The sequence below is a fragment of the Variovorax stachyos genome, from assembly GCF_051400855.1.
Lineage (GTDB): Bacteria > Pseudomonadota > Gammaproteobacteria > Burkholderiales > Burkholderiaceae_C > Variovorax.
This window is the reverse complement of record NZ_JBLFFN010000037.1, coordinates 1-6453: the sequence shown is the minus strand read 5'-3', so window position 1 is coordinate 6453 and position 6453 is coordinate 1. Positions and strand designations below refer to the sequence as shown.

Sequence of the window (6453 nt, the reverse complement as noted above, 5' to 3'; positions counted from 1 at the left end):
TGTTCGTCCGGGCACAACCTGATCAGACCCACGCGCAGCAGAGGCCCTTCGCCCAGGTCGAAGGGCGTCTGGCTCAGCCGCCTCGCTTCTTCCCTCGCCTTTTCCTCGCGTGCCTGCACGGGCTCGCCGCTCACATCGAGCAGCGCCGGCTCGATCGCCATGTGCGGACGCACCACCTGCTCGCCCACCCCCCGCGCATCGGCACGGAACACGGTGCGCAGCGATTCATGGCGCTGCACCAGCGCCGCGAAGCTGGCCCGCAGCGCTTCCACATCCAGCGTGCCTTGCAGCTTCAGCGCACCGGCGAGGTGATAGGCCGTGCTGCCCGGGTCGAGCTGCCACAGGAACCACTGGCGCGCCTGGGCGGAGGCCAACACGGTCGCGACCTGCCGCTCGCCGGGAAAGATCGGCAGGCGCGCCGGATTCAGCCCCTGCGCCATCATCCTGCGCAACACAGCCTGCCGCGCGCCTGGATCGAGCGCCAACAGCCGCGCCGCAATGGCGTCGAACTGGTCGCGCGCGCTCACGCGCCCGCCTCCGCATCCGAGAGCAGCGCTTCCATCTTCGCCGCCTCGTCGCCGGCGGTGTCGGCCAACCGCTGCACGCGCGCCGCCAGTTCCGCCAGGTTCCCGGCGTCGAGCAGGTCCCGCAGCGGCAGCTCGACGGCGAGCTGCTGCCGTATGCGGGCGCTGACCTGCGTGGCGAGCAGGGAATGGCCGCCGAGCTCGAAGAAGCTGTCCTCGAGCCCCACGCGCTCGACCTTCAGCACCGCCTGCCAGATCTCCGCCAGCGCCCGCTCGACCTCGGTGACCGGTGCGACATGGCGCGCGCGCGTTCCCGCGTCCGCCAGGGCCAGCAGCGCACGGCGGTCGACCTTGCCGTTCGGCATGGCCGGAAGGCGCGGCAGCAGGACAAACCGTGCCGGCACCATGAAGGCCGGCAGGCGGGCACGAAGATGCGCCCCCAGCGCCTCGCGCAGCGCGAACTCCTCGCTGCCCTGCGCCGCCGCCGCCGTCACCACGCAAGCCACGAGCCGCGGCCCCGGATCGTCCTGCAACAGCACGACCGCCTCGCGCACGTCTTTATGCGCCAGCAGGTTCTGCTCGATCTCGTCCAGCTCGATGCGGTGCCCACGCAGCTTCACCTGGTTGTCGATGCGGCCCAGGTACTCGAGCTCGCCGTCGGGCCGCAGCCGCACCCGGTCGCCGGTGCGGTAGAGCCGCCCGCACGGCTCGAAGGGATCGGCGACGAAGCGTTGCGCCGTCAGGCCGGGCTGCCCGCGATAGCCGCGTGTGATGCCGGTGCCGCCGATGTACCACTCGCCGGCCACGCCGATCGGGCACAGCGCGAGTCGCTCGTCGAGCACATGGCCCTTCATGGAGGGAATGGGCCGGCCGATCGGGATGCGCTCGCCCTCGGCCGGCAGGCCCTCGATCAGGAACGCGTTGGACCAGACGGTGCCCTCGGTCGGCCCGTACTCGTTCACCAGGGCGGCGCCGGGCGCGCGCCGGCGGTGCTGCTGCACCACCTCGGCCACGCAGGCCTCGCCCGCCACGATCGCGCAGCGCAGCCGGCTCGGGTCCTCCAGGTGGTCGAGGATCTGCCGGTGGAACGATGGCAGCGCCAGCACGTGCGAGATGCCTTCGCGCGCCATCAGCGCGGCGATCTGCACGGGGTCCTGGAACAGCGCCTCGGTCGGCAGGTGCAGGGCGCCGCCCTGCCCCAGGGTCCAGAAGATGCCGGCCACCGAGCTGTCGAAGGAAGGCGAGGACAGGAGCAGGAAGCGCGAGACCGGCTCCGCATAGAAGGCGAAGCGCGCCGCCGTCGAGGCCACTGCGTTGGCGTGGCTGACCATCACCCCCTTCGGGCGCCCGGTCGAGCCGGAGGTGTAGATGAGGTAGGCCAGGCTGCCGGGATGCACGTGCGCGCCGGGCAGGACGGCGTTCCCCTCGCCATCCTCGTCGGGCCCGTCCTCCTCCTCGTCGTCGACACAGATGCAGTCGAGGCGCAGCCCGCCGAGCAACGGCCGGTCGTGCGCTTCGGCGATGACCGCGCGGACCTGGGCATCCTCCAGCATGGCCGAGATGCGCTGCGCCGGATAGGCCGGATCCAGCGGGACATAGGCCGCCCCCGCCTTCAGCACCGCCAGCATGGCGGCGACCACATGGACCGAGCGGCCCAGGTGGATGCCCACGACCTGCTCCTCGCCGATGCCGCGCCGGCGTAGCCGGTTGGCGAGGCGATCGGCACGCTTCGCCAGGGCGCCGTAGCTCAGGCGCTCCTCGCCGCAGACGAGGGCCGGCGCCTCGGGTCGGCGCGCGGCCTGCGTCTCGAACAGGCCGTGCAGCGTGGCCGCCGGCGCATCGCCGGCGCGCAGGCCGACCACGGCCGCCTGCAGGATCTCCACGCGCTCGTCGGCGCCGAGCAGGTCCCAACGCGGCCAGGCGAGTTCGGGCTGCCCGGCTGCCGAGGCCAGCAGGGTCGCGAACTGGCGCGCCCAGGTCCGCAGCGCCTGTGCGGAACAGGCGCCCGCGCTGCTCCAGCGCAGCGTGAGGCGGCCGTCCGCATCGAGGCATTCGCACAGCAGCGCCGCGCCGGCAGGATCGCGCTCGATGCGCGTGCAGGCCCAGCCGCCCGGCGTGCCGCGCAGGCGCAGGTACGCAAACCCGATGCCGCCCTGCGGCCGGCCCCCGCCGGCCTGGCCGTCGAGCAAGGCCGCGGCATCGAAGCACTCCTGCCACGAGGCGGCCGCCTGCAGCTCGGCATCGACCGCGCGCAGCAGCGCCTCGGCGGGCGCCTGCGGATCGAGCCGCAGCGACACCGGCAGCCCGGCCGCGAAGCAGCCCAGCGCACCGGCCAGCTCTTCCGAGCGGCCGTCGACATGCCAGTGGAAGGTGGGCGTCCCGGTCGCGGCGATGCGTGCCAGGAAGGCGGCCCACAGGCCGGCGAGCACCGAAGCCGTCGGCATCCCGAGGCGCTCGGCCAGCTCGGCCAGCGCCAGCGTGGTGCCCTCGGCGAGGCGAAGGTATTCCACGGCTGCGCCTGCACGCGCGCCCCCGAAGGGCAGGCGGGACGCCGGCGCGGTGGCCTGCGCGGCCCAGAAGCGCGCACCCTGCTGCCCCAGCTCGCTCGCCAGCAACTCGCATTGCCAGCCGACGTAGTCGGGGTACTGCAAGGCCCCATCATCGAGAAGCTCAGTGCCGGACGCGGCACAGGCCAGCGCGAGCGCCTGCAGGGCCTCGGCATCGAGGCTGAGCGCAGGCGCGGCGAGCGCCCATTTCGCGCGCCCGTCCGCCGATACGGCCAGCGCGGCACCGAGCACCGCCCCTTCGCGCGCATCCACCGCCGAGCGCGCCGCTGCCATCAGCGCCTCGTCGCCGACCGGTCCGTCGAGGGTCGTCCATGTAGGCGGCAAGGCCGGCAGCACGTCCTGCAGCGGATAGCGCAGCCCAGCCACGGCGCGGTAGCGCATGCGCAGGATCTCGTGGTGCGCGACCCTGCATTCGAGCGCCTCGCGCAGCGCCGCTGCCCCCTGCGCCGGACCTTCGAGCAGGACCACATGGATGGCGCCCGCGCCCGCCGCCTGCGGGCCATGCAGGCCGCACTGCTGAGAGGACAGGCGGTAGGTCCTTGCACCGTCGTTGCGGATGATCTCCATGCCTCAGTCCTCCTTCTCGACAGCGAGGTCCAGCTCGGCGCCGGTGCAGGGCTGCGCCATCGCCACCATCACCCGGCGTGGCCCGGTATAGGGGCCGCGCCCGTGCAAGGCCAACATGTTGTCCAGCATCAGCACATCGCCCTTGCGCCACGGGAAGCCGACCATCACCTCCTGGTAGAGCGCCTGCAGATGGGCGATGGCCTCGGGCTCGATGGGCGAGCCGTCGCCGTAGAAGGTGTTCTGCGGCAGGTCCTCGGCTTCGTATTCGCTGCGCAGCTGCTCGCGCACCGCCGCAGGAAGGGTGAGCTCGTGGAAGAAGGTTCCGTGGTTGAACCACACCGCCTCTCCCGTCTTCGGGTGGCGCATCAGCGCGGGGCCGATCTGGCGGGTGCGCAGCCGGTCGCCGCTCTTCCATTCGGGCTCGATGCCGACACGGCGGCAGTAGGCTTCCACGCCGCTGCGCTCGGTGGTCTGGAACACCGTCTGCCAGGGCAGGCCGAAACCCTCGCCGTAGTTGCGCACGTACATGATCCGCCGGCGCTCGAAGCGCTCGCGCACCTCGGGCCGGATGCGTGCGAGCAGGCTGCGCGTGCTGCCGATCGGCGTCTCGCCGCCGGTGAGTGCCGGCAGCTCGCAGTACAGGAAGAGATGGAGCGGGAAGACCGGCGAGTACGAATGCTCGTTGTGCGGGAAGATGCTCTCCGCTTGCGGGTAGTCGGTAGAGGTGTAGACGTTCAGGTCGTTCTGGATCTGGGTGCGCGGCGAGGCTCTGAACCGGTACTCCAGCGCGCCGCCGGACATGGCGTCCACGCACTGGTTGAATTCAGCCGCGCTCGCCACTGCGAAGCCGCGGAACAGGATCGCGCCGTGCACGAGCAGGCGCCGCTCGATCTCCTGCCGCTGCGTGCCGGCCCATTCGGGCAGGCTGACGCCGGGCAGGGCCGGCTCGCACAGCGCCGGGAAGCCGTCGTGCCCGGGCAGGCCGGACCAGCGCACCAGCGCGAGGGCCGCGCCCGCCGCCGCGCTGCGCCGGGGGCTGCCGATCCTCGGCCTCTGCATGTTCGGATTCATGGAAGACATTCCTTTCGTTGCGATGAAGGACGCGCTCAGTTGGCGGGCGAGGCCGCTGTCCGCGACCTCAATCCCGCGCGCGCATGCGCCAGTTGGCGCAGGCGATCGCGCGCCTGCAGCTGTTGCGATGCCTGCCGCTCGCCCCTGGCCAGGGCGCGCAGCTGCTCGATGGAGATGGCCGGGTCCGCCAGGCCGGCGCCGAGCACCGCGGCGATCTCCCGGCCGATGCCGGCGATGCTCGCGTCCTCGAAGAGTTCGCGGTCGTACTTGATCGCGAGGCCGGGGTGCCCGCTCTCAAGCACGAAGCCGACGAGCAGGTCGATCTCGGCCTCGGCCGCCTCCAGCGGGTATTCCTCGATCTGGAGGCCGGGCAGCGACAGCGGCGGCGCCGTCTGATCCTGGTGGATCACCTTGACCTGAAACAGCGGCGCGCGGCCGCCGCCGCTGCCGCGCCGGCCGGCGCGCACCGCATCCACCAGGCGGTCGAAGGGCATGTCCTGGTGGTCGGCAGCCTCCGCCACCGTGCGCTGCAGCTGCGCCAGCAGCCCAGCGAAGGAATCCGGCGCCGCGCAGTCGATGACCAGCGCCGCCTGGTTGACGAAGAAGCCGACCAGGTCCTCCGTCTCCTGGTGATTGCGGTTGGCCATGTCGGTGCCGACGAGGAAGCGTGCCTCGCCGGTGCGCTCCGCCATGGCGACGGAGAAGGCAGCCAGCAGCACCATGAAGGGCGAGGCCGCATGGCGCTGCGCGAAGGTGCGCAGCTGCGCCGTGCCGGCGCCGGCCAAGGGGAAGCGCAGCACGCCGCAGGGATGGCTGCGCACCGGCGGCGGTGCCTTGTCCGGCGCGAGCCGCAGCGCCGGCACGCCGGCGATCCTGGCTGTCCAGTAGGCGAGCTGGCGCGCCATCTCTCCATCTTCGAGCCAGCGGCGCTGGCCGATCGCGAAATCGGCGTAGCCGATCGCGAGGGCCGGCAGCCCGGACTCTAGGCCGTTGCGTCGCGCGGCATACAGGCGCACGAAATCGCTGATCAGGAGCTTCATCGACCAGCCGTCCGTCACGATGTGATGCATCGAGACCAGCATCAGATGGGCCTGCGCGTCCAACTGGATCAGGCGGATGCGCAGCAGCGGTCCGCGCACCAGGTCGAAGGGCTGGCGCGCCAGCACGGCGACGCGCTCGCGCAGGCGCACACCGTTTGCATCCTCGTGCGCATCCGCGAGCGCGATGTGCTCGATCAGTGGCGCGGGAGGGTCGGGCAGCGCCTCGACCTGCTGCCATCCCTGCCCGTCCTCCTCGCTGAACACCGTTCGCAGCACCGCGTGGCGTGCCACCAGGTCGTGGCAGGCGGACTCCAGCGCCTGGAGGTCAAGCGGCCCGCGCAACCAGAAGCTCGCGCTGACGTTGAAGGTGGCCGCCGACGGATCCAGGTTCCACAGGAACCAGAGGCGTTGCTGCGCATAGGACATCGGCGCGCGCAGGCCGGTCGCGGCGGGCGGGAAGCTGGCTCGCGCGCGCTTTGAAGGCGCTGTCGCGTGCAGCGATTGCGCCAGCTGGTGCAACAGGGGACGCTGGAACACCAGCGCCAGCGGGATGCTGCGGTCGGCGAGCTTCTGGATGCGCGACAGCAGCTGGGCCGCCAGCAGCGAGTGGCCGCCGAGCTCGAAGAAGTTGTCGTGACGGCCCACGCGCTCCACGCCCAGCACCTCGCACCAGATGCGCGCCAG

General features: G+C 72.0%; 4 protein-coding genes. All 4 read right to left on the bottom strand.

Translation table 11 applies throughout. The features are described 5' to 3' along the window. Positions 1-527, bottom strand: a 527-nt coding sequence (locus ACMGEZ_RS29475) for a condensation domain-containing protein (RefSeq protein ID WP_436825828.1), incomplete at its 3' end; no start/stop codon positions are given. Beyond that, positions 524-3658 (bottom strand): non-ribosomal peptide synthetase, encoded by a 3135-nt coding sequence (locus ACMGEZ_RS29470; RefSeq protein WP_436825827.1) that lies wholly within the window; start codon positions 3656-3658, stop codon positions 524-526. The genes ACMGEZ_RS29470 and ACMGEZ_RS29475, both read right to left, overlap by 4 nt. Before the next feature lie 3 nt (positions 3659-3661). Then, the gene (locus ACMGEZ_RS29465) at positions 3662-4729 is read right to left on the bottom strand and encodes a TauD/TfdA family dioxygenase (RefSeq protein WP_436825826.1); all 1068 of its coding nucleotides are present in this window, start codon (positions 4727-4729) and stop codon (positions 3662-3664) included. A 35-nt stretch (positions 4730-4764) separates the two neighbouring features. After that, positions 4765-6453, bottom strand: a 1689-nt coding sequence (locus tag ACMGEZ_RS29460) for a condensation domain-containing protein (RefSeq protein ID WP_436825825.1), incomplete at its 5' end; no start/stop codon positions are given.

Excerpts from the sequence above, each read along its gene's own strand:
- ACMGEZ_RS29470 (WP_436825827.1), bottom strand. The coding sequence starts at position 3,658 with ATGGAGATCATCCGCAACGACGGTGCAAGGACCTACCGCCTGTCCTCT.
- ACMGEZ_RS29465 (WP_436825826.1), bottom strand. The coding sequence starts at position 4,729 with ATGAATCCGAACATGCAGAGGCCGAGGATCGGCAGCCCCCGGCGCAGC.